Origin of the sequence: Streptomyces sp. NPDC055962, assembly GCF_042270185.1 — a bacterium.
Classification (GTDB): domain Bacteria; phylum Actinomycetota; class Actinomycetes; order Streptomycetales; family Streptomycetaceae; genus Streptomyces.
Window position 1 is genome coordinate 259453 of the sequence record NZ_JBHJYN010000001.1, and the last position, 20284, is coordinate 279736.

Here is a 20284-nt window from a genome sequence, read left to right on the forward strand (position 1 = left end):
TGTGCGGTCGCCGCGCTCTTCCTCGCCATGATCAGCACCCTGGGCTGGGCGGTCTTCCTCGTCGCGCTGCTCACCGGCCACATCGACGGCTGACGGCGGGGGACGGAGCTACGCACGACCGCGCCCGGCGCACAGAGGGTCTCTGTCCGCCGGGCGCGGTCGTGGTGGGCTTGCCGGTCAGTCGGTGAGGTTCACCGAACGCGCCGAGGCGGCACCGATCTCGTCGGCGATCTCGGTGAGGACCGACTGCGGGATGGTGTCGTCGACGGTGAGGACGACCAGCGCCTCGCCGCCCGCGTCCTGGCGCGAGACCTGCATGCCGGCGATGTTCAGGCCGGCCTCGCCGAGGATCTTGCCGACGGCGCCGACGACACCGGGGCGGTCCTCGTACCGCAGGACGACCATGTGGTCGGCCAGCGCCAGGTCCACGTCGTGCTCACCGATCGCGACGATCTTCTGGAGGTGCTTGGGACCGGCGAGCGTGCCGGAGACCGCGACCTCCTCGCCGCTCGACAGGGTGCCGCGGACGGTCACCACGTTGCGGTGGTCCGGCGACTCGGAGCTCGTGGTGAGGCGGACCTCGACACCGCGCTCCTGCGCGAAGAGCGGGGCGTTGACGTAGCTGACGGTCTCGTCGACGACGTCCTCGAACACGCCCTTGAGCGCGGAGAGTTCGAGCACCTTCACGTCGTGCTGGGTGATCTCGCCGTAGACCTCGACGTCGAGACGGGCCGCGACCTCACCGGCGAGGGCGGTGAAGATCCGGCCGAGCTTCTCGGCGAGCGGCAGGCCGGGGCGCACGTCCTCCGCGATGACCCCGCCCTGGACGTTGACCGCGTCGGGCACGAGCTCACCGGCGAGGGCCAGGCGGACGGACTTGGCGACGGCGATGCCGGCCTTCTCCTGCGCCTCGTCGGTCGAGGCACCGAGGTGCGGGGTGCAGACGACCTGGTCGAACTGGAACAGCGGGGAGTCCGTGCAGGGCTCCTTGGTGTACACGTCCAGACCGGCGCCTGCGACACGGCCCTCCTTGAGGGCGGAGGCGAGCGCCTCCTCGTCGACGATGCCACCGCGCGCGGCGTTGACGATGCGCACCGAGGGCTTCACCTTGTGCAGCGCCTCGTCGCCGATCAGGCCCAGCGTCTCGGGGGTCTTGGGCAGGTGCACGGTGATGAAGTCGGAGACCTCGAGCAGCTCGTCCAGCGTGAGGAGCTTGACGCCCATCTGCGCCGCGCGGGCGGGCTGCACGTAGGGGTCGTACGCGACGATCTTCATGCCGAACGCCGACATGCGCTGGGCGACCAGGACACCGATGCGGCCGAGGCCGACGACGCCGAGGGTCTTCTCACTGAGCTCGACACCCGTGTACTTGGAGCGCTTCCACTCGCCGTTCTTCAGGGCGGTGTTGGCCTGCGGGATGTTGCGCGCCGTGGCGACGAGCAGACCACAGGCCAGCTCGGCGGCGGTGACGATGTTGGAGGTCGGGGCGTTGACGACCATCACGCCGGCCTTGGTGGCCGAGGAGACGTCGACGTTGTCCAGTCCGACGCCGGCACGGGCGACGACCTTGAGCTTCTTCGCGGCGGCGATGGCCTCGGCGTCGACCTTGGTGGCGGAGCGCACCAGGATCGCGTCGACGTCGGCGATCGCGGGGAGGAGTTCGGCGCGGTCCGCGCCGTTGCAGTGCCGGATCTCGAAATCCGGACCCAGGGCGTCGACCGTGGCGGGCGACAGCTCTTCGGCGATGAGTACGACAGGTTTCGAGCTCACGTGTGTCCTCACAAGTCCAGTGCGGACGGCCGTCCCGACGGCCGCAGGCGGTGGAGGGGCTAGCCGCGTGGAAGACGCACGACACTGTGGGCCCTGACGCGTGTATGTGTTGAGAAGTGTAGTCATGCGGCCGGGCATCGACTGCGCCCCGGTGGAAGGATCACCCACACGGGGTGGACGGTCTGTACAGACGTACGGCACCGCCTCCTGCCACCCACCTCTGCCCGCAGTGACACGGGGTGTGAGGCCGGCCGTGCGCCGGGGGGCGGGCCCGGACGGACCCGCCCCCCGGCGACAACTCAGGCGTCCTCGTTGTCGACCCAGCTCATGAGCTTGCGGAGCTCCTTGCCGGTGGTCTCCAGCAGGGACTCGCTGTCGGCCTTCTTGTACTCGTTGTACTTGGGCAGGCCGTTGTGGTACTCGGCCATCCAGTTCTTGGCGAAGGTGCCGTCCTGGATCTCGGCGAGGACCTTCTTCATCTCGGCCTTGGTGGCGTCAGTGATGATGCGCGGGCCGGTGACGTAGTCGCCCCACTCGGCGGTCTCCGAGATGGACCAGCGCATCTTCTCCAGGCCGCCCTCGTACATGAGGTCCACGATGAGCTTCAGCTCGTGGAGGCACTCGAAGTACGCGATCTCCGGCTGGTAGCCGGCCTCGGTCAGCGTCTCGAAACCGGCCTTGACCAGGGCGGCGGTGCCACCGCAGAGGACGGCCTGCTCGCCGAAGAGGTCGGTCTCGGTCTCCTCGGTGAAGGTCGTCTTGATGACGCCGGCGCGGGTGCCGCCGATGCCCTTCGCGTAGCTGAGCGCGAGCTCCAGGCCCTTGCCGGTGGCGTCCTGCTCGACGGCCACGATGCACGGGACGCCGCGGCCTTCCTCGTACTGGCGGCGGACGAGGTGGCCCGGGCCCTTCGGGGCGACCATGCAGACGTCGACGTTGGCCGGCGGCTTGATGAAGTCGAAGCGGATGTTCAGGCCGTGGCCGAAGAACAGCGCGTCGCCGTCCTTGAGGTTGTCCTTGACGGACTCCTCGTAGACCTTGGCCTGGATCGGGTCCGGGACGAGGATCATGATGACGTCGGCCTCGGCCGCGGCCTCGGACGGGGTCACCACGCGCAGGCCCTGCTCCTCGGCCTTGGCCTTGGACTTCGAACCCTCGTGCAGACCGACACGGACGTCGACACCCGAGTCACGCAGCGACAGCGCGTGGGCGTGCCCCTGGCTGCCGTAACCGAGGACCGCGACCTTACGGCCCTGGATGATGGACAGGTCGGCATCGTCGTCGTAGAACAGCTCGGCCACTGGGTCTTCTCCTTGGTGTGCAGGTGTTGCGTCCCACCGTACGGCGGGGTGCGTCGGATGCGTTGCCGGGTCTCGCCATGCGAGCGGCGAGGCGGCCCGTGAGGTGTTACGCCGTACGGTCGAGGGCGCGCAGGGAACGGTCGGTGATCGAGCGCGCGCCGCGCCCTATGGCGATGGTGCCGGACTGGACGAGCTCCTTGATGCCGAACTGCTCGAGCATCTTGAGCATGGCCTCCAGCTTATCGGCGCCCCCGGTCGCCTCGATCGTGACGGCCTCCGGGGAGACGTCCACGGTCTTGGCGCGGAACAGCTGGACGATCTCGACGATCTGGGAGCGGGTCTCGTTGTCTGCGCGGACCTTCACCAGGACGAGCTCCCGCTGGATCGCTGCGGTGGGCTCGAGTTCGACGATCTTCAGGACGTTGACCAGCTTGTTGAGCTGCTTGGTCACCTGCTCCAGGGGCAGGCCCTCGACGTTCACGACAATGGTGATGCGTGAGATGTCGGGATGTTCGGTGGTACCGACCGCGAGCGAGTCGATGTTGAAGCCGCGCCGGGAGAACAGGGCCGTGATCCGGGCGAGGACACCCGGCTTGTTCTCGACCAGGACGGAGAGCGTGTGCTTACTGGACATGGAGTCGGTCTCTCTCTGTCTCTCAGTCGTCTTCGTTGTCGCCGAAGTCGGGCCGGACGCCACGCGCCGCCATGACCTCGTCGTTGGAGGTGCCGGCGGCGACCATCGGCCACACCATGGCGTCCTCGTGGACGATGAAGTCGATGACGACCGGGCGGTCGTTGATCGCGTTGGCCTCGGCGATGACCTTGTCCAGATCGGCCGGGTCCTCGCAGCGGAGTGCGTAGCAGCCCATCGCCTCGGACAGCTTGACGAAGTCCGGCACGCGGGTGCCCTTGGCGGCGTTGCCGTCGGCGTCCGGGCCGGAGTGCAGCACGGTGTTGGAGTAGCGCTGGTTGTAGAACAGGGTCTGCCACTGGCGGACCATCCCGAGGGCGCCGTTGTTGATGATGGCGACCTTGATCGGGATGTTGTTGAGCGCGCAGGTGGTGAGTTCCTGGTTGGTCATCTGGAAGCAGCCGTCGCCGTCGATCGCCCAGACGGCGCGCTCGGGCATGCCCGCCTTGGCGCCCATGGCCGCCGGGACGGCGTAGCCCATGGTCCCGGCACCGCCGGAGTTGAGCCAGGTCGCGGGCTGCTCGTACTGGATGAAGTGCGAGGCCCACATCTGGTGCTGGCCGACGCCCGCCGCGAAGATCGTTCCCTCGGGGGCGAGTTCGCCGATGCGCTGGATGACCTGCTGCGGCGAGAGACTGCCGTCCTCCGGCAGGTCGTAGCCGACGGGGTAGGTCTCGCGCCAGCGGTTGAGGTCCTTCCACCAGGCGCTGTAGTCACCGGTGTTGCCCTCGGTGTGCTCCGCCTGGACCGCCTGGACGAGGTCGGCGATGACCTCGCGGGCATCACCGACGATCGGGACGTCGGCGGCGCGGTTCTTGCCGATCTCGGCCGGGTCGATGTCCGCGTGGACGATCTTGGCGTACGGGGCGAAGCTGTCCAGCTTGCCGGTGACGCGGTCGTCGAACCTGGCACCGAGCGCGACGATCAGGTCGGCCTTCTGCAGCGCGGTGACGGCGGTGACCGAACCGTGCATGCCGGGCATCCCCACGTGCAGCGGGTGGCTGTCGGGGAAGGAGCCGAGCGCCATCAGGGTGGTGGTGACGGGCGCTCCGGTGAGCTCTGCCAGGACCTTCAGCTCGGCGGTCGCGCCGGCCTTCATGACGCCGCCGCCGACGTACAGCACCGGGCGCTTGGCCTGGGTGATGAGCTTGGCGGCCTCGCGGATCTGCTTGGCGTGCGGCTTCGTGACCGGACGGTAGCCGGGCAGGTCCAGCGACGGCGGCCAGCTGAAGGTGGTCTTCGCCTGCAACGCGTCCTTGGCGATGTCGACGAGGACCGGTCCGGGGCGGCCGGTGGAGGCGATGTGGAAGGCCTCGGCGATCGTGTGGGCGATGTCCTCGGCACGGGTGACCAGGAAGTTGTGCTTCGTGATCGGCATCGTGATGCCGCAGATGTCGGCTTCCTGGAAGGCGTCCGTGCCGATGGCCGCGGAGGCGACCTGGCCGGTGATCGCGACCATGGGCACGGAGTCCATCGCGGCGTCGGCGATCGGGGTGACCAGGTTGGTGGCACCGGGGCCCGAGGTGACCATGCAGACCCCGACCTTGCCGGTCGCCTGGGCGTAGCCGGTGGCCGCGTGACCGGCACCCTGCTCGTGGCGGACCAGGATGTGGCGGACCCGGGTGGAGTCCATCAGCGGGTCGTACGCCGGGAGGATGCAGCCGCCAGGGAGACCGAATACGGTGTCGGCCCCGACTTCCTCGAGAGAACGGATGAGGGACTGCGCGCCCGTGAGGTGCTCAACGGAGGCGGAGGACGGTCCGCCGTTACGGGCCCGCGGCTGCGGGTGCTGGGCCCCGGTGGCCTGCTCGGTCATCGGCATTCTCTTCTCGAAGCTGAGGGTTTATGCGGTGTTTTTACGGGGTTCTGACAGGTCCCGGTGCAACAAAAAACCCCTCGTGCCGTGAGGCAAGCGAGGGGAGCGCGCCGGTGCGGTCTGCAGGGTGTCCATGAGTGACCCTGCTTCAGCCGACGCGCTTTCCAAGTACGAGAATTCGGGTGCGCATGGCATTGACCCTCTCTCCGGCACGCACACGGTGTCAAGTGGGTGGGACGGGAGTCTCATCATGTGAGCGGCTCTGGAGCGGGATCGCGCCGCCCGCCAGCACGGGCTGCGCGGCCGTCCCGAAGCCCGGGACCGGGTATTTCCCGCGGATCAGTGTGCGCCGCAGCCGGTACTCGTCCAGCGGGCCCGCGAAGGCCATTCCCTGGCCGTGCGTGCACCCCATGGCGCGCAGCGCGCGCACCTGCTCGGGCACGTCCACCCCGTCGGCGACGGACTGCATCCCGAGGTCGCCGGCGATGCGCAGCAGCCCACTGGTGATCTTGTGGAGCCTCGCCGACTCGACGACGCCCTCCACCAGGCATCGGTCCAGCTTCAGCACGTCGATGGGGAGCCGGCGCAGGGCGTTGACCGCGGCGTACCCGCTGCCGAAGCCGTCGAGCGCGATCCGGACGCCGAGGCGGCGCAGCGCGACCAGCCGCTGTTCCAGCTCGTCGAAGGAGATCCGCGGGTCGCTGTCGGCCACCTCGATCATCAGGGCCCCGGAAGGCAGCCCGTGCCGGGTCAGGAGCGCCTCGACGGAGCCCGGGGGGATCGCCCGGTCGAGGAGCCGGGCGGCCGACACACGCACGGAGACGGAGACCGGATGGCCGGCCAGGAACCGGTCCGCGGCCTGCTCGACGGCCTCCTCCAGCAGCCAGGTGCCCAGCTCGGCCGCGCGGTCGCTGTCCTCGGAGACGCGGAGGAACTCGGCCGGGGTGAACAGGATGCCCTGGGCGGAGCGCCAGCGGGCCTGGGCCGAGACGGCCGCGACCGTGCCGCTGGCCAGGTGCACCACGGGCTGGTGGAGCAGGGCGAACTCGCCGTCGCGCAGGGCGGTCCGCAGCCGGGTGGCGAGCTCGGAGCGGCGCACCACGTCGGCCTGCATCTGGGGCGCGTACAGCTCGACCCGGTCCTTGCCGCCGGCCTTCGCCCGGTACATGGCGAGGTCGGCGTTGCGCATCAGGTCCTTGGGCGTGATGGAGGGCTCGGCGAAGGCGACCCCGATGGAGGCGGCCACCCGGACGTCCCCGGTGCCGATCCGGTACGGCTGGGAGAGTCTGAGGCGCAGCCGGTCGGCGATCTCGTGGACCTGGCACTCACGGGCGGCCTGGTCACGGGTGCCGTCGCCGACGATGAGCGCGGCGAACTCGTCGCCCCCGAGGCGGGCCGCGGTGTCCGAGGTGCGCACGGACTCCTGGAGGCGGCGGGCGGCCTGGACGAGGAGTTCGTCGCCCGCCTGGTGGCCGATGGAGTCGTTGACCGCCTTGAAGCCGTCGAGGTCGATGAAGAGCACGGCGGTGCCCGGGTCCCCCGCCCGCCGGCCGCCGAGCGCCTGGCCGACCCGGGTGGTGAACAGGGCACGGTTGGGCAGGTCGGTGAGCGGATCGTGCTCGGCGTTGTGCTGGAGCTGCGCCTGCAGCCTGACCCGCTCGGTCACGTCGCGGCTGTTGAGCAGCAGGCCGCCCTGGTGGCGGTTGACCGTGGACTCGACGTGGAGCCAGTCCCCCGTGCCCGATCCGAAGCGGCACTCGATCCGGGTGGTGGGTTCGTCACGGGAGGAGGCGGCGAGGAAGCGCCGCAGTTCGTGGACGACTCCCCCGAGATCGTCGGGATGGATGATCGAGGACAGCTCCGCTCCGACGAGGTCCTCGGCGTCGCGGCGGTAGACGCCGGCCGCCGCGGGGCTGACGTAGCGGAGCACACCGCTGGGCTCGGCGATCATGATGACGTCGCTGGAGCCCTGCACCAGGGAGCGGAAGTGGTTCTCCTTCTGGGCCAGTTCCTGGGTGAGCGCGATGTTGTCGAGGAGCATGATGGCCTGCCGCAGGACCAGGGCGAGCACGACCGCGCAGCCGGTGAGGACGACGACCCGGTCGACCCTCCGGCCCTCCACGACGTTGTAGAGGATGCCGAGGGTGCAGACCGCCGCGGCCAGATAGGGCGTGAGCGCGGCGAGCGACCCCGCGATGGGGCGGCTCACGGCACGTGACTCGGGGGCGGGGAGCTCGGGGGCGGGCGCCTCGACAGCGTTGTCCTGGTCGCGGCGGACCCCCCAGGGGGCGTACGCGAGGATCAGGGAACCGGCGAACCACCCCGCGTCCAGCAACTGGCCCGAGTGGTACACCGAGCGCAGCAGCGGGGCGGTGAACAGGGCGTCGCAGACCACGGTCAGCGCGAGTCCGGCGATGGCGGTGTTCACCGCGGAGCGGTTCAGGTTGACCCGCCGGAAGTGCAGCGCGAGGACCATGGAGACGAGCACGATGTCGAGCAGCGGGTAGGCCAGCGAGAGTGCGGCCCTGGCCACGCTTTCCCCCGCCGCGTTCGCGACGTGTGCGGTGTGGGCCAGTGCGAGGCTCCAGGAGAGCGTCAGCAGGGATCCGCCGATCAGCCAGGCGTCCAGCACGAGGCAGACCCATCCCGCGCGCGTGACGGGGCGCTTGGCGAGGACGAGCAGCCCGACGATGGCGGGCGGTGCGAAGCAGAGGAAGAAGAGGTCCGCCAGGGAGGGGGAGGGCACCGGGCGCCCGAGCACCACCTCGTACCACCCCCAGACCGCGTTGCCGCCGGCCGCCATGGCCGAGGAGAGCGAGAAGAGGAGCCAGGCGGGCCGGAACCGGCTGCCGCCGGCGCGCGCGTAGAGGAAGCAGGAGACGGCGGCGACGAGGGCGGCGGCACTGAGGCCGAAGTCGCCCATGAACAGGGCGACTCCGGGCGATCCCCAGCCTACGGCTGCCCCCACGGCGTATCCGGCGCAGACGGCGGCGAGGGCGAGCTGGGAGCGCAGGCCCACGGTCCGCCCGGACGGCTGCCGGGAGAGCAGGGCCCCGAGGGCGCTCACCGGTCCGCTCCGCCGGCAGGTCCCGGAGCCCTCGCGGCCGCCGGCCCCTCCTGCCCGTGACGCCGCGTCGGATCGTCTCTCCACTGGCCGAACATCGCCTGTCGCCCCCTCGCGTTCCGCTTCCTCCCCGGCGCCGTCCCTTCCACGGCGCTGCCCTCCTGGGGACGATACACCAGAGCCGTCACTCAGGGACATAGTATCTCTACTCTCCGTGACGACCTGGGGTGTTGGCGGAACACTGTGTCCCCGTGCGGGTCCGGAGCGTGATCAGCCGGTCGTGAGCACGAGGTTGCCGACCGGCTCCCCCGCGGCGAACCGGGTGAGCTGTCCTGCCAGCAGCCGCTTGGCCCGGGGCAGGAACGCGGAGGTGCTGCCGCCCACGTGGGGGGTGATCAGCGTGTGGGGAGCATGCCAGAGAGGGTGGCCGGCGGGCAGCGGTTCGGGGTCGGTCACGTCGAGCGCGGCACGCAGCCGCCCGGACTCGAGTTCGGACAGGAGTGCCTCGGTGTCGACGACGGCTCCCCGTGCGACGTTCACGAGGAGCGCTCCGTCCCGCATCGCGGCGAGGAAGGCGGGGCCCACCAGCCCTTGTGTGGACGGGTTCAGCGGAGTGGACAGGATGACGATGTCGGCCTCGGGCAGCAGGGCGGGAAGTTCGTCGATCGCGTGTACGGGTCCGCGTGCGGTTGTCCGTGCCGAGCGTGCGACGCGCACCACCCGCGCGCACTCGAAGGGTTCGAGCCGGTCCTCGATGGCCGCGCCGATCGATCCGTAGCCCACCACGAGGACGGACTTGTCGGCGAGCGCAGGGTAGAAGCCGGAACGCCACTCCTCCTCGTCCTGGCCGTGCACGAAGCCCGGGAAGCCGCGGAGCGAGGCGAGGATCAGGGCGAGGGTGAGCTCGGCGGTCGAGGCCTCGTGCACGCCCTTGGCATTGCACAGCCGCACCCCCGCGGGCAGCAGGCCGAGACCGGGCTCCACGTGGTCGATGCCGGCCGAGAGGGTCTGGACGACCTGGACCGCCCGCATCGCCCCGAGCGGACGGACCGCGACCTCCGGGCCCTTCATGTACGGGACGACGTAGAACGCGCAGTCGGCGGGGTCCGCCGGGTACTCCCGGCCGCCGTCCCAGAAGCGGTAGTCGAGCCCCTCGGGAAGGCCGTCGACCTCATCGGCGGCGAACGGGAGCCATATGTCGGTGGCGGATGCAGAAGTCATGGTCAGGAGGCTATGCGAAGAGCACGGAACGGCAGAGGTTACTTTGGGGGTGCTGGTGGTCCCGTGATCACGGGACCGAGGAAGGGTACGGGGAGTTGGAGCGCAGGAGTATCGGTGCGACGGCGCTGGCCGTGGGCGCGGTCGGGCTGGGCTGTATGCCGATGAGCTGGGCCTACACCACGTCGCAGCAGCGCGGTGACCGCTCGGTGCGGACCGTGCACGCGGCGCTGGACGCGGGCGTCCAGCTGCTCGACACCGCCGACATGTACGGCCCCTTCACCAACGAACTGCTCGTCGGACGGGCACTCAAGGGGCGCCGCTCCGAAGCCTTCCTCTCCACCAAGTGCGGTCTGCTGGTGGGCGATCAGCACATCGTGGCCAACGGCCGCCCCGGGTACGTGCGCCGCGCGTGCGACGCCTCGCTGCGGCGCCTGCAGACCGATGTGATCGATCTCTACCAGCTGCACCGGGCGGACCCCGAGGTCCCGGTGGAGGAGACGTGGGGCGCCATGGCGGACCTGGTGACCGCGGGCAAGGTGCGGTCGCTCGGGCTCTGCGCGGTGGGGGCCCGTGCCGGCCGCGGGCCGGGGGCGAGGATGCACGACGGAACCATCCGGCAGCTGGAGCGGATCCAGCAGGTCTTCCCCGTCAGCGCGGTCCAGGCGGAGCTCTCGGTGTGGTCGCCCCAGGCACTGGAGGATCTGCTGCCGTGGTGTGCGGCCCGGGGAGTGGGCGTGCTGGCGGCGATGCCGCTGGGCAGCGGCTATCTCACGGGAACGCTGAAGCCGGGCCAGGGTTTCGAGCCGGACGACCCGCGGGCGAGGCACCCGCGCTTCACCGCGGAGATGATGGCGGCCAACCAGCCGGTGGTCGCGGGGCTCCGCAGGATCGCGGAGCGGCACGGCGCGACTCCGGCGCAGGTGGCCCTCGCGTGGGTCCTGCGGCAGGGCCGCCACGTGGTGCCCGTGCCCGGCGCGAAGCACGAGCGGTGGGCCGTGGAGAACTCGGGAGCGGCGCGGCTGGTGCTCACGGACCGGGACCTGGCCGAGGTCGCCGGGCTGCCGCCCGCCCGCGGCTCGTGGGACTGAAGGCGCGGCGGGAGAATGGGCGGAGATCGGGAACCCGTGACGGAGTGACGGTGTAAGAACGGTAGTGGTGCGACCGTCGAAAGGATCGGTGCTGTGCAAACTCCCGTGCTGCGCAAGGGGGTGGTGGCCTTGCTCGCCTCCGCCTCCCTCCTGCTGTCCGCCTGCTCGTCCGGTGACGGCCCGGCGGCCGGCGAGGGTGCCCCCTCCTCCCCCGCGAGCGCCTCCTCCGCCACCGCGAGCCCCTCGGCGGACCTGCCGCCGGCCAAGGGCTCGGTGGAGGTGGTGAAGACGCTCACGGACGGCCTCGCGTCCCCCTGGGGCCTGGCGGCGCTGCCCGGCGGTGATCTGCTGGTCTCCTCGCGTGACGAGGCGACCATCACCCGGATCGACGGGGAGAACGGCAGGAAGACCCTGCTGGGCTCGGTGCCGGGGGTCGCGCCCGCGGGCGAGGGTGGCCTGCTCGGCCTCGCCGTCGCCCCGACCTTCGGCGCGGACCACCTGGTCTACGCGTACTTCACCACCGAGTCGGACAACCGCATCGCCCGCCTCCAGTACGACGAGAAGAAGCCCCCCGGCCAGCAGCTGGGCGCCCCTGACACCATCCTGCGGGGCATCCCCAAGGGCTCCGTCCACAACGGCGGGCGGATCGCGTTCGGCCCCGATCGCATGCTGTACGCGGGCACGGGCGAGACGGGCGACACGGGGCTCGCCCAGGACAGGTCGTCGCTCTCGGGCAAGATCCTGCGGATGACGCCCGACGGCGAGCCGGTTCACGGAAATCCGGAGGGCGATTCACCGGTCTATTCGTACGGCCACCGCAATGTGCAGGGCCTGGCCTGGGACAGCGCGAAGCGGCTGTGGGCGTCGGAATTCGGCCAGGACACCTGGGACGAGCTGAATCTGATCGAGCCGGGCCGGAACTACGGCTGGCCGGACGTCGAGGGCAAGGAAGGGAAGAAGGGATTCGTCGACCCGGTGGCCCAGTGGAAGACGTCCGAGGCCTCACCGAGCGGCATCGCGTACGCCGAGGGATCGGTCTGGATGGCGGGGCTGCGGGGCGAGCGACTCTGGCGCATCCCGCTGTCCGGCCGGGCCGACGGGGAACCACTGGCTGCCCCGCAGGCGTTCCTCGAAGGGAAGTACGGCCGTCTGCGCACGGTGGTCGCCGCGGGTGGCGACAAGCTGTGGCTGGTCACGAGCAACACGGACGGCCGTGGCAATCCGAAGTCGGGCGACGACCGGATCCTGCTGCTGAAGGTGCGGTAGCGGGCGGGCCGGGCCCGTCAGGAGCAGCCGCCCTCCGGACCGGACCCGGCGGCGGCACGAGGCCGGAGGGAGCACAGCCTGTGTTCAACTTCTTCGAGGAGCTGTTCGCGCCGGGCCGTAAGCACGCCGCCGAGGAGCAGAAGCGGCTGGAGCTGAGCCGGGTGGACCTGGGAATCGGCGACCCCGCGCGGGGCCCGATAGACCTCACCTCCGGAAAGGTGACCCTCCACCGCCCCGCGCCCGGGGGCTCCCGGGCGGACGACGACGAGCGGCCCGGGGCCGACGCAGACCAGCCCTGACCTGGAGCCGTGGCAGCCCTCCGGTGGGCCCCCAGGGGAGCGGGATCCCGGCCGGAGCGGAATCCCGGGAGCCGGTCTCCGGGGTCCGGGTCCGAGGTCCGAGAGCGAAGTCCGGGGCGAATTCTAGGGGCGAAGTTCCGAAAGCTGGGCTCGGAACCGAGGTCCGGAGCCAAAGTCCAGGCGCGAAGTTCCGAAAGCTGGGCTCGGAACCGAGGTCCGGAGCCAAAGTCCAGGAGCGAAGTTCCGAAAGCTGGGCTCGGAACCGAGGTCCGGGGGCAAAGTCCAGGAGCGAGTTCCGAGAGCTGGGCTCTGGGGCCCGGCTCCGGGGCAGGGCTCCGGGGCAGGCTCCCGTAGCTGAGCTCCGGGGTGCTCCGGAGGTCTCCGGTGCGTGGCTCCCGGGGTGGCGTCCCGCCTCGGGACGGCGGCTCATGCCGCCGCGTACAGGCGGAAGCGGTGCGCGACCGCGGCCGCCTCCACCCGGCTGGAGACACCCAGCTTGGCCAGGATGTTGGAGACGTGGACACTCGCGGTCTTCGGCGAGATGTAGAGCTCCTCCGCGATCCGGCGGTTGGTGTATCCCGCCGCGACCAGCCGGTGCACCTCCTGCTCCCGCGAGGTCAGCCCGAACGACTCGATCGCGTCCACCACCGGCACCGGCTCGCCGAGGTCGGCGGCCTCGTCCTCAGCCGCGGGAACCGGCGTGGCGAGCGCGATACGCGCCCGGCCCGCCAGCAGTTCGACGTTCTCCGCGAGCGGTCTCGCGCCGAGCCGGAGCGCCACCGCGTGGGCCTCGCGCAGGAGTCCGGCGGCGGGGGTCCTGTCACCCGACGCGACGAGGATCGCCTCCGCCCAGCGGTGGCGGATCTGGGCCAGTTCGTAGGGGCGCTGGAGCGGCGTGAAGGCCGCGGCCGCCCGGCACCAGTGGTCCGGGGTGTCGGTCCCTTCCGCCCGGGCCAGGTCCGCCTCGATCAGCAGACCGTAGGCGGACCAGACGGGCACCAGCATGGGCAGGCGTCTGAGGTGCCCGCGTATGCGATCCAGGATCGCGGGCCGGCCGGGGTCCGTCGCGGGCAGCCCTCGTGCGTCGCCTTCGATCGCGGCGGCGGCGTGGAGCAGCGGCAGTGCGTAGCGCTGGGTTCCCGCGGGCAGGCCGATGTCGGACTGTGCCTCGAACATGGCCCGTGCCTCGGGAATCCTGCCCTGCTGGGCCGCGAGGGTCATGGCGTGCCGGACGGGGCAGATCAGGTGCTGCGGCTGGGGGTCGTGGAGGCCGAGATGGCGCCGGTTCAGCGCCAGTTGTTCCGCCGCTTCCTCGAAGTCGCCGCGAGCCAGTGCCAGATCGGCGCGGCGCGCGGCGACGAGTCCGTTCGACTTGCGGGACCGGGCCAGCGGGGCGGCGGCGTCCGCCGCCGCCCCGCTCTCGTCCCAGAGGCCCAGCGAGAAGTACGACTGTGCCTGGTTCGCCCGCGCCCAGGCCTCGGACTCGGGGAGCCCGTGGCCGTTGCAGATGCGGATGCCGTGGTCGGCGGCGGTCACCGCCTCCTGGGAGCGGCCGGCGGATTCGAGCGAGGAGGGCAGGTTGATGGCGGCGCGGCTCATGACGCCGACCAGGTGCAGTTCCTCGGACCGGCTCCGGACGTCGTACATCTCGGCGATGCCCTCCTCGACGTCGCCGGCGTCGATCGTGAGCCAGCCGCGGGTGAGCCTGGCGTGCAGTTCGATGGACTCCGCGCCGACGAGCCGGGCGTACTCCACGGCCCGGTCCGCCGCGACGAGGGTCTCGGGTCCCGGCCGGTGCAGCGCGCCCCAGCTGGCGACGGAGGCCAGGACGTCGGCGTGCACCGCGGACGGCTGCAGCCCACGCACCAGGTCCTCGGCGGTGGCCAGTTCCTGTCGGCCGTCGCCCCGGGAGAGGCTCTGCATCAGCAGGGAGCGCTGCACCCAGAACCACGCGGCACGCAGCGGGTCCTTCTCCCCGTCCAGGATGCGCAGGGCCTTCTTCGCGACGGCCAGGGCCCGTTCGCGGTCACCGCCGAAGCGGGCGGCCACCGTGGCCTCGGCCATCAGGTCGAGGTAGCGCAGCGGGTCGGCCCCCGGCTCGCAGCCGCACCCCGGGTAGGCCTCGGCGTGGTCGAGGGGCCGCAGGGTGGCGCGTACCGCGTCGGGGACGTCGTCCCAGAGCTCCATGGCCCGCTCCAGCAGCCGGAGTTGCTCGCTGTACGCGTAGCGGCGTCTGGCTTCCACGGCGGCGCGGAGCACGGCGGGCAGCGCCCTCACGGCGTCGTGCGCGGCGTACCAGTAGCTGGCGAGGCGTGCGGCGCGCTCGTCGGCGCGTACGAGCGTGGGGTCGGCCTCCAGTGCTTCGGCGTAGCGGCGGTTGAGGCGGGTGCGCTCGCCGGGAAGCAGGTCGTCGCTGACGGCCTCGCGGACCAGGGAGTGGCGGAAGCGGTATCCGTCGGTGTCGGGGGCGGGCAGCAGGAGGTTGGCGCCGACGGCGGCCCGCAGCGCTTCGTCGAGGTCGTCCTCGGCGAGGCCGGCGACGGCGGCAAGGAGCGGATGCTCCACCGTCGAGCCGCCTTCGGCGATGATCCGGGCGATCCGCTGGGCGTCCTCGGGAAGTGCCTCGACCCGTACGAGGAGGAGGTCGCGCAGCGAGTCGGAGAGCCCGGAGCTGTCGCCGCAGCACTCCACGCTGCGGGCCAGCTCCTCGACGAAGAAGGCGTTGCCGTCGGAGCGTTCGAAGATGTCGTCGACGAGCGAGGCGTCGGGAACCATCGCGAGGATCCCGGTGAGCTGCCGGCCGACCTCGGCGCGGCTGAAGCGGTCGAGCTCGATGCGGCGGACCGTGCGGAGACGGTCCATCTCGGCGAGGAGCGGGCGCAGCGGGTGGCGGCGGTGGACGTCGTCCGCGCGGTACGTGGCGATCACGACGAGCCTGCCGTTGCGCAGGGTGCGGAAGAGGTAGGCGAGCAGGTGCCGTGTGGAGGCGTCGGCCCAGTGCAGGTCCTCCAGGACGAGGACGACCGTGCGGTTCGCGGAGACGCGTTCCAGCAGCCGGGCGGCGAGCTCGAAGAGCCGGGCGGTGCCGTGCTCGTCGGTCGGCGCCCGGTCGGCCTCGCCCAGTTCGGGCAGCAGGCGGGCGAGCTCGCCCTCCTGTCCGGCCAGGGCCTCGGCCAGTTCCTCCGGCATCGCGCGGCGCAGCGCGCGGAGCGCCGTCGCGAACGGCGCGTAGGGCAGGCCGTCGGCCCCGATCTCCACGCACCCGCCGACCGCGACGACGGCGTCACGGCCGCAGGCCGCCGTGATGAACTCCTCGACCAGCCGGGTCTTGCCGACGCCCGCCTCGCCGCCGAGGAGCACGGCCTGCGGCTCTCCGGCGGCGGCGCGGGCGAGCGTAGCGGTGAGCGCGGCCAGCTCTCCGGCCCGGCCGACGAAGACAGGGCTGACGGTGTTGGTCTCCACGTCGCTGAGCATCGCATACGCGTACGACACCCCGGCCACCGATTTACGCCGGACGTCCACCGTCACGCGGCACGGACGAACCAGCTCCGGTTCTTTCCCACCCGCCCCTCGGTGTCGTCCCGTCCGGCACGGCGGGCGGCGCGGCGGGCGAGCACGGCCTGGCGGACGGTGCGCTGCTCCTCGCCCCTGCGGATCAGCTCGGCGACGGCGAGCTGGTGGATCTCGTACTCGTACATGGTCTTCTCCCTGATGCGGAACGACAGTTGGGGCACGGCTTCTTGCCGTGCCCCAACTGTCGTACGCCAGGGGGTCGCGCCACATCGGGCGAGTGCCGCATCTCTGCGGGCGGGGGTCCTTAGGCCCGGGTGCCCGATGCCTTAGGCGGCTGCCGCTGGGGCCTCAGCCTCCGGCGGCGGACGGCAGGGCGACGAACAGGTCGAGGTACATGCCCACCGAGATCAGCACGCCGAGCACGCCGAGCGCGACGCCCGCGAAGGCGACGGAGCGCACCCAGCCCGCCTGCGGGCGGAGGGAGGGGGTGCCGAAGGCCGGCCGGACGAGGACGAAGACGCCCACGATCAGCGCCAGCAGTGCGAAGAGCCCGTTGACGAGGGCCGTGGTGTGCCAGGCGTCGCCGTAGATCTCGGAGATCTGCTGGGCGGCGCTGCCGCCGCCGGAGGTCTTGATCTGGCCGAGCAGGGTCTCGCGCTCGGCGGCGACACGGCCGGTCCACGCTCCGGAGAGCGAGATGATGCCGAGCCCGGCGGACACGACGGCCGCCGCTCCGGTGCCGACCCCGGCGGCCGCAGCGGCCTCCGCCTCGGCGTAGGGGTCCGGCTCCAGGTCGACCTCCAGGCCGTCCTCCGCTGCCGCGTCCGTCGCGGCGACGTCCATCTCGGTCACGTCCGACGGCGTCACACCGGGTGCGACGCCGTCCGGCACGGCGTCCTCGGCGGGGCCGGCCTTCTTCGTCACGTCAGGCGCGGTGGCGGTCCCGGCCGCCGCCTTCTTCTCCTCGGTGTCGTCAGTGGTCGGGGTGGAGGGGGTGGTGTTCATGCGCCGCACGCTAGGGGGCCCGTATGAGAACCTCCTTAACACCGGGCTCGTCAGCCCCGTGCGGTGCGCCATTCCGGGGCCAGGACGGCCCAGATCTCCTCGTCGTGACGCTTGCCCCGGTACGGGTAGGCCTCGCGCAGGACGCCCTCGCGGGTCATGCCGAGCCGCTCGGCCACCGCGACGCTGCGGGTGTTGGCCGAGGAGGCGATCCACTCCACCCGGTGCATGCCCCGGACGTCGACGGCCCAGTCGATGAGCTTGCGTGACGCCCGGGTCACCAGGCCCCGGCCCTCGGCGGCGGACTCCAGCCAGCAGCCGACCTCGCAGTTGCCGGCCTCCGCCTCGAAGATCCGGAACAGGACGCCGCCGACCAGGGTTCCGTCCAGCCAGATGCCGAAGAGCCGTCCGGTGTCGGCCGCCTGCTTGTCCGCGTAGCGCTGGAGCAGTGCCCGTGCGGAGGGGAGGTCCGTGGCGGCCGCCGCGAACGGGATCCAGGGGTCGACCAGGGCGCGCGCCCGGTCCATGTGCGCCAGGAACTCCTCCGCCTGCCAGGGCTCCAGCGGGCGGAGCTCCGCTCCGTCGTCGCCCAGTGACACCGTGAACACAGTGGCTCTCCTCGGTCCTCGTGATGCTCAGGGGACGCGCTGCGCGACCGGCCGGCCCGCGTCGTCACGCTCCCCCGGGATTTTCGCACGCGGTGCCGGGCGGTCCGGCGGTCGATGCCGATGCGGGGAGCCGCCGGGTCCGGCGCGGTCGGCCACCCGCGGTCGTGGGATCCCCTTCGTGGCCGGACTCACACGGTCCGCCTCCTCACCCGCGGGCTCCCCCGCAGCCCCGCCCTCCCCTGCCGTCCGGGACAGGCCCCCGCCCCGGAGGCCCGCGGCCGTCCCGGACCCGGCCCCGGCCCCGGGCTCCCCCGCCCTCCCGAGCCTCTCCACCGTGACGCCGATCGGGCGGGCCGGGTCCGTCCGGTCAGCCGGTGACGCTCGCCCTCCCGTTCTCGATGTGCCCCATCAGCCGGCGGCGGAAGGAGCCCTCCGCGTCGGCCGTCACCAGCAGGTCGTACCAGCCGTGGGCATCGGCGGCCGAGTGCACGAGCGTGCGGCTGCGTCCCGGCTTGACCTCGACCGTGCGGCTCCAGTCCCGCAGGTCGTCCTCGTCGACGTAACCGAGCGGCCGGACGGTGTAGGTCAGGGTCCGGCGGCCGTCGTTGCGCAGCGTGAGGTGCAGATCGCGCTCGCGGGCGTCGATGCGGGAGGCGAGTTCGGCGGCACCGTCGGCCGCTCCCGCGAACTCCCGCCGGAAGCCGTTCGGGCCGGTGACGGTGAAGCGGTACTCGTCCCCGGTCAGGGGAACGGCCCACTGCGCGGTGCCCCTGACGTCCCGGTGCTGGGGAGCGGGGAACTCACCCGCGTACGGGTAGAGCGCGAAGTGCGCGGAGGACCGGCCGGTGTTGCCGAGGGTCACCAGCAGTTCGCCGTCCCCACGCCTCGCCTGTGCGTCGGGCTGGTACGGCAGGGGCCTGGCGGGGCGGCGGCCCGGCTCCTGGACGGGCATCCGCTGGACGGCGGGCGGCTTCGGCTGCCAGCGGCCGCCGAACGGCGGGATCGCGGCGACGGGCTCCGTCTCCGGCTGCCGCCGTGCGCGGCTGAAGTCGAAGGCGGAGGTGAGGTCTCCCGTGACCCTGCGGCGCCAGTCGCCGATGTTGGGCTCCTTCACCCCCGTCCAGCGCTCCAGGAAACGGATCACGGAGGTGTGGTCGAAGACCTCGGAACAGACGTGTCCCCCGACGGTCCAGGGGGAGACGACGAGCAGGGGCACCCGCATCCCGAGCCCCGTCGGCCTGCCCTCCCACTGCTCCTCGGCGACCTCGGCGGGGGCGACCGGGGGCGGCACGTGGTCGAAGAAGCCGTCGTTCTCGTCGTAGGTGATCAGGACGACGGTGCGCCTCCAGACGTCGGGGTGCCGGCCGAGCGCGTCGAGGATCTTGTAGACGATCGTCGCGCTGTGCACCGGCGAGGAGACGCTCGGATGCTCGGAGTCCACGGCCGAGGGGACCAGGTAGGAGACTTCGGGCAGCGTCCCCGCCGCCACGTCCCGGGCGAAGGCGTCGGCGAGGGTGCCCGTCTCGACCCGGCGGAGCCCCCGCTCGAAGAGACTGCGCTCGGCCGCCGTCAGCGTGGCGACGCCGTCGTCGAGCAGGCCGAGCAGCCGCGCGCGCTCGTCGGCCTCCTGCGTGTCGCGCACCGCCGCGTAGAAGGACTCCATGTAGGTGTGCCCGCCGGTCCGCACCAGTGCCTTACGGGCGATGGCCTTGAAGGTGGTGAAGAACTCGATCTGGTTGTCGGTGAAGTTCTCCCACTCCGTGTACGTCTTCCAGCTCCGCCCGGCCTTCTCCAGCCGCTCGGCGTAGGTGCCCCAGCCGTATCCGGGGTGGGTGCCCTCGGCGTAGGCGTCGTTGCCCACGGCGCGCCTGCCGTCCGCCTCGTCACCCGTCTTCCCGCTCCACAGGTGGTTGCGGTTCGGGCTGGTGGAGGTGTGGATCGAGGAGTGGTAGGCGTCGCAGACCGTGAAGGTGTCGGCGAGCTCGTAGTGCAGGGGGATGTCACGCCGGTCGTAGTACGCCATGGTCGCGGCCGACTTCGCGGTGATCCAGCCGTCCATCCAGCCTCCGGCCCACGCCTTGGCGCCCCCGCTCCAGGAGTGGTCGAGGGCCCCGATGTACTGGAGGTCCTTCTTCTGCGTCTCGGCGGCCTCGCGCACGGGGAACGGCAGCACGGTGGTCCCCGCGGGACCGGGCTGCTGGAAGACGGACCCGCCGGAGGGGAGTTCGACCGCATTGCGGTCGGCGAAGCCGCGCACCCCGCGCAGTGTCCCGAAGTAGTGGTCGAAGGAACGGTTCTCCTGCATCAGGATCACCACGTGCTCGACGGCGTCGATCCCTCCGCCCCCGGTCTTCCCGCCGGCGGGCTGGGCGGCGATGGCCGCCTGGAGCGACGGAGGGAGGAACGATCCCGCCGCCGCGGCGCCGAGGGCGCCACCGCCGAGCGCGAAGAGCCGCCGCCGTGACATGTCCGTGGTCAAGTGAGCCTCCCGATTCCGTATCTACGGGGGGAAACTAGTCAGGCCGGATGGCGGCGGGAAGACCGCCGCAGGACCTGACGGTGAACGTCCGGCTGGCCGTCACGCGCGCCTCGGGCAGCCGGGAACAGCAGGTGGGACGTGAAGAGGGGCGGTGCGCCCGGACACC

At 71.7% G+C, this 20284-nt stretch carries 14 protein-coding genes; 3 read left to right on the plus strand and 11 right to left on the minus strand.

Annotation, left to right across the window (positions count from 1 at the left end; all coding sequences use genetic code 11):
* Positions 1-177: 177 nt before the first annotated feature.
* From serA to ACFC51_RS01190, 6 genes are all read right to left on the minus strand, one after another.
* Complete coding sequence (gene serA / locus ACFC51_RS01165; RefSeq protein WP_376369181.1) at positions 178-1770, minus strand: phosphoglycerate dehydrogenase; 1593 nt, start codon at positions 1768-1770, stop codon at positions 178-180.
* A gap of 299 nt (positions 1771-2069) precedes the next feature.
* On the minus strand, positions 2070-3071 hold the full coding sequence (gene ilvC / locus ACFC51_RS01170; RefSeq protein WP_376369180.1) for a ketol-acid reductoisomerase: 1002 nt from the start codon (positions 3069-3071) through the stop codon (positions 2070-2072).
* Positions 3072-3177: 106 nt separating this feature from the next.
* A complete protein-coding gene (gene ilvN, locus ACFC51_RS01175; RefSeq protein ID WP_103760243.1) occupies positions 3178-3705 on the minus strand; it encodes an acetolactate synthase small subunit in 528 nt (175 codons plus the stop codon).
* Between the two features lie 22 nt (positions 3706-3727).
* On the minus strand, positions 3728-5584 hold the full coding sequence (locus ACFC51_RS01180; protein ID WP_376369179.1) for an acetolactate synthase large subunit: 1857 nt from the start codon (positions 5582-5584) through the stop codon (positions 3728-3730).
* Positions 5585-5801: 217 nt separating this feature from the next.
* Positions 5802-8645: a putative bifunctional diguanylate cyclase/phosphodiesterase gene (locus ACFC51_RS01185; protein ID WP_376369178.1), complete on the minus strand. Its 2844-nt coding sequence runs from the start codon at positions 8643-8645 to the stop codon at positions 5802-5804.
* 267 nt (positions 8646-8912) lie between these two features.
* Positions 8913-9863 carry a 2-hydroxyacid dehydrogenase gene (locus ACFC51_RS01190; protein WP_376369177.1) on the minus strand — a complete coding sequence of 317 codons (951 nt, stop codon included), beginning with the start codon at positions 9861-9863 and terminating at the stop codon, positions 8913-8915.
* 131 nt (positions 9864-9994) lie between these two features.
* Here ACFC51_RS01190 and ACFC51_RS01195 point away from each other — a divergent pair, with 131 nt between their 5' ends.
* From ACFC51_RS01195 to ACFC51_RS01205, 3 genes are all read left to right on the plus strand, one after another.
* A complete protein-coding gene (locus tag ACFC51_RS01195) occupies positions 9995-10951 on the plus strand; it encodes an aldo/keto reductase (protein ID WP_376527035.1) in 957 nt (318 codons plus the stop codon).
* Between the two features lie 93 nt (positions 10952-11044).
* Positions 11045-12217, plus strand: coding sequence for a PQQ-dependent sugar dehydrogenase (locus ACFC51_RS01200; RefSeq protein ID WP_376526367.1), 1173 nt, complete (start codon positions 11045-11047; stop codon positions 12215-12217).
* An 80-nt stretch (positions 12218-12297) separates the two neighbouring features.
* The gene (locus tag ACFC51_RS01205; RefSeq protein WP_376526370.1) at positions 12298-12516 is read left to right on the plus strand and encodes a DUF6191 domain-containing protein; all 219 of its coding nucleotides are present in this window, start codon (positions 12298-12300) and stop codon (positions 12514-12516) included.
* 426 nt (positions 12517-12942) lie between these two features.
* On the opposite strand, the gene ACFC51_RS01210 is transcribed toward ACFC51_RS01205, so the two are convergent.
* The 5 genes from ACFC51_RS01210 to ACFC51_RS01230 all read right to left on the minus strand — a co-directional run bounded on the left by ACFC51_RS01210 (position 12943) and on the right by ACFC51_RS01230 (position 20118).
* Positions 12943-15990, minus strand: a complete 3048-nt coding sequence (locus ACFC51_RS01210) for an AAA family ATPase (RefSeq protein WP_376414710.1) — start codon at positions 15988-15990, stop codon at positions 12943-12945.
* Positions 15991-16040: 50 nt separating this feature from the next.
* Positions 16041-16250, minus strand: a complete 210-nt coding sequence (locus ACFC51_RS01215; protein ID WP_376369174.1) for a hypothetical protein — start codon at positions 16248-16250, stop codon at positions 16041-16043.
* Between the two features lie 127 nt (positions 16251-16377).
* A complete protein-coding gene (locus tag ACFC51_RS01220) occupies positions 16378-17034 on the minus strand; it encodes a hypothetical protein (RefSeq protein WP_376369173.1) in 657 nt (218 codons plus the stop codon).
* Between the two features lie 50 nt (positions 17035-17084).
* Entirely contained in the window at positions 17085-17639 is a 555-nt protein-coding gene (locus tag ACFC51_RS01225) for a GNAT family N-acetyltransferase (RefSeq protein ID WP_376369172.1), read from the minus strand.
* 367 nt (positions 17640-18006) lie between these two features.
* Entirely contained in the window at positions 18007-20118 is a 2112-nt protein-coding gene (locus tag ACFC51_RS01230) for a phosphocholine-specific phospholipase C (protein ID WP_376526373.1), read from the minus strand.
* Between the last annotated feature and the right edge of the window lie 166 nt (positions 20119-20284).